2 protein-coding genes are annotated in these 3,300 nt (G+C 57.6%); both read left to right on the top strand.

Translation table 11 applies throughout. The features are described 5' to 3' along the window. The first annotated feature begins 398 nt into the window (after window positions 1–398). A complete protein-coding gene (locus WA354_RS11505) occupies window positions 399–1,019 on the top strand; it encodes a phosphatase PAP2 family protein (RefSeq protein WP_472813155.1) in 621 nt (206 codons plus the stop codon). 243 nt (window positions 1,020–1,262) lie between these two features. Then, the coding region (locus WA354_RS11500) for a winged helix-turn-helix domain-containing protein (protein WP_472813154.1) at window positions 1,263–3,300 on the top strand (2,038 nt) is incomplete at its 3' end.

Below are 3,300 nucleotides of genomic sequence, written 5' to 3'. Positions count from 1 at the left end.
CACTATGCTTGGTTTTTTGTCCGCGTGCGGGGGTGGGGGTTCAAGTTCTGTGTCTACGATTCCCACCCCGACGAATGCGACAATCACAGTGACCGCAACCTCGGCGACAGTGATGCAAACGACCGATGTTTCGTTGACATTGAACTGAGATTGGCCCCATTGGATCGGAGCCGATCTCCAGAGACCCTACAGATCGCAGAGTAGTTGGTGTATCACCGCCAACTCTGACGTTACACATTTTGGTGCAAAACCAGAAGGGCAGTCGATGACCAGAATGACTCCTCACGACGAGCTACGTCTAGCATAGGAAAGAGAGTAGGGCTCACAGAGGCTGCCCTCGACAGGAGAAGTCATTGCTTCAAGGGGCAGGCAGTTCCAGGCAGGACAGCGGGAGAGAGTTGGAAAGAAAAACTCCACGCTTTCCTTATCTAATGTGGCTTTTATCCCTGGCGATTTGTACGCTCGCGATTGCGGTGGCGTTCGCATTCTTTGACGTACCGATAGCCCGCCGCGTCTACGGATTGTTGACGTCGGCTGAAGGCCTTGCGACCGGGTTTGCTAGTGCAGTTCTTCTTAGTGTCGAAGCGGCTGTAGCGCTTGCGCTGTTCATCATTCGGATAACACGGGGGCACCTTTCGCCTTTTCGCGAGGCGACAGTGCTTGCCTGTCTAACTTCCATCTGTGCTTACGCAATCAACGACGGCACTCTGAAGTTCTTTTTCGGAGTACCGAATCCTGCAGCCGTGTTGCACGGAACCCAGCATTCCTTCAATCTCCTAAGCGGCTCTTCCAACAGCAGCTTTCCCTCGGGCCACATGGTTCTCGCCGCCGCCTTCGCCGGTGTTTTCATTCGGCTTTATCGAACCAGTATCTTACCGTTTTCCCTGCTACTGCTCATCGCGGCAGTTCTGCTCATCGTGGGCGAATGGCATTTCGTCAGTGATGTGATCGCCGGAACATTTGTCGGCGTCTCGGCTGGTCTTCTGGCCAGCGAAGTCTGGCTCGCTCATTCAAGATAGGCCGTTACGCTTACTGGCTTCCGACGGTATTGCTGTTGGGGAGGAAGTAGCGTTGGAAAAGGGAGCATGATCGCCCTATGGCAAAGGAGGCCAGGGGTCGATGAAGCAGAAACCGCGTTCCCCTACGGAGCGTCACATACTCCTGCTCACTAACGGTGGTACACTTCCGCCATAAAAATGGGCCCTCAGGAGCGCGTTTGAAAGCTCCCTGAAAGTCAACCTCAGAAGGTTGGAGGTTGCACGATGGTGGGCACTCAGGAATGCGTCTTTCGTTTTGGAGACGTCGAAGTCCGAGAGCGGGAATTCCGCCTCATCAAGGCGGGAGAGGTAATCCCGGTCGAGCCGAAGGCGTTTCGGGTTCTCCTGTTCTTGCTGCACAATCCCCAAAAGCTGATCAGCAAAGAGCAACTGCTGAACGCGGTGTGGGGAGAAACCGCCGTTTCGGAGAACTCGCTGGCTCGCAGCGTCGCATTGCTACGACGGTTGCTCGGGGAAGATTCGCACGAGCCGCGTTTTATAGAGACAGTGGCGACGGTCGGTTATCGGTTCGTGTGTCCGGTGGAGACGGAGGAGTCTTCAGAGAGTTCCGCAAAGCTGTCGCCTCAAGTCATGGAAGTAGTGCCGATCTCAGGTGCAGCACGGAGCGAAGATTCAGTTTCGGCTCCTGCGTCCAAGGAGGAAACAGAGAGCGGCTTCCTGCGCCGCCGACGCTGGCCGTGGGTTGCGGTGGCAGGATTAGCTGCGGTGATCGGCATCGCTTTGGTGTGGATGGCGGGATTCTCCGCTCCTCCAACGCTGGTCGTCACCAGCATCGAGGCGATTACGCACGACGGCCTGACCAAAATCGACTTGAAGAATGATGGCAGCCGCGTCTATTTCACCGAAGTTGTACACCAGCGCTATCTCCTGTCTCAGGTCTCGGCAGGCGGCGGAGAGATCTCCCGCATTGCCAGCCCACTCGCCAATACCAGGGTGCAAGATGTCGCTCCCGATGGCTCGAAGCTGCTCGTTTCTGAGGCTGCCAATCTCGGGACACCCCAGGCGTTCTGGATCCTGCCCTTGCCGTCAGGAACGCCACGCCGTCTCGGAGCCTTGGAAGGGCACACTGCCACCTGGTCTCGGGATGGAAAACGACTGGTCTTTGCCAGGTCATCGGAGCTTTGGACAGCGGAAAGCGACGGCGCCAACCCCAAAAAGCTGATGGCGACCTCCGGCGTTCACTGGTGGTTGCAATTCTCTCCGGACGGCGAACGCATTCGCTACATGCTGGTGTCAAGGAACACAGGTGAACTGTGGGAGTCCGCAACCGACGGGTCCGCGGCTCACGCTTTGCTGCCGGGATGGCACGCAGCCCAGAACCACTCCAGCGGTGTGTGGAGCCCGGATGGCCGGTACTATGCCTTCGCCGAGTGGACCGGGAACATCGCAAGTGTCTGGGTTCTGCCGGAGACGCGCACCCTATGGTCGCATCGGAACGCTGTACCGGTGCAGCTCACGCACGGGCCGCTGAGCTTTTATGCTCTCGATTTCAGTCCCAGCAACCGGACTCTATTCGCGGCGGGTACAATGCAACGCGGAGAGCTCGTTCGATACGACCCCAGCACACGCCAGGTTTCTCCGTATCTCTCCGGCATCTCTGCGGGAGATCTCGCCTTTAGTCGAGACGGCCGGTGGATTGCGTACATCACCTATCCAGACGAGACCCTCTGGCGCTGCCGTATTGATGGCAGCGACCGTCAGCAGCTCACCACAACTGGCAGCTCGGTTCTGCCGCAATGGTCTCCGGACGGCAGAACCATCGCCTACGTAAAGAATGAATTGGGAAAACCGAGCAAGATCACGATCATCCCGATGAATGGGGGGAACGCGGAGGAAGCAGACCAAGGAGAGCGGAATGAAATCGACGCGAACTGGTCTCCCGACGGAACGAAGATGATCTTTGGTGCCTACGACGTCTACGCTGGCGACACAGGATCATGGGAGATTCGCGAGCGGGATCTGCGGACTCACAAGGTCACGCCAATTCCTGGCTCTAAAGGTCTCTTCAGTCCGCGTTGGTCCCCAGATGGGCGCCATCTTGCCGCGTTGTCCGTAGACGCGCAGCGGCTCATGCTGTTCGATTTCAAGAAACAGATCTGGACCACCTGGATCACCGCCCAGGACGCGAATACGCGGAATCTGGCACATCCGGTTTGGTCGAGAGACGGCAGCGTCCTATATTTTGGCACCCTCATCTCCCCTGGGGTCGGAGACGTTTACGAGTGGCGCACGCACCCTGGAC

The sequence above is a fragment of the Occallatibacter sp. genome (assembly GCF_049802275.1).
Lineage (GTDB): Bacteria > Acidobacteriota > Terriglobia > Terriglobales > Acidobacteriaceae > Telmatobacter.
This window is presented reverse-complemented; position numbering and strand designations above follow the sequence as displayed.